This window comes from Bacillus sp. SIMBA_031 (assembly GCF_046535225.1).
Classification (GTDB): domain Bacteria; phylum Bacillota; class Bacilli; order Bacillales; family Bacillaceae; genus Bacillus; species Bacillus velezensis.
In genome coordinates this window covers 1-256 of sequence record NZ_JAWRXC010000433.1, presented here as the reverse complement: position 1 = coordinate 256, position 256 = coordinate 1, and the positions used below count along the sequence as shown (strand labels likewise).

The following is a 256-nucleotide window of genomic DNA, read 5'->3' as shown; positions in this document are numbered from 1 at the left end:
ACATAAGACTCCAACATCGTATCGAACTTAATGCCCTTTAGTTCATAACCCGCATTAGCAAGCACGCTTCTGTCGTATTTTAAGTTCTGGCCAACTTTCGCTTTATTTTCATCCGCTAATATAGGCCCAAGCTTTTGCATTACAAATTCAAGGCTGAGCTGTTCAGGCGCACCCGGGTAATCGTGTGCAATCGGTAAGTAGGCGGCTTCCCCTGCTTTTACTGCGAAACTCATCCCTACCAACTGCGCTTTCATAT

1 protein-coding gene is annotated in these 256 nt (G+C 45.3%); it reads right to left on the bottom strand.

All coding sequences use genetic code 11. The annotated features are described in order from the left end of the window. The coding region (locus SB724_RS20930) for a 3'-5' exonuclease family protein (RefSeq protein ID WP_410572880.1) at positions 1–233 on the bottom strand (233 nt) is incomplete at its 3' end. Positions 234–256: the final 23 nt, after the last annotated feature.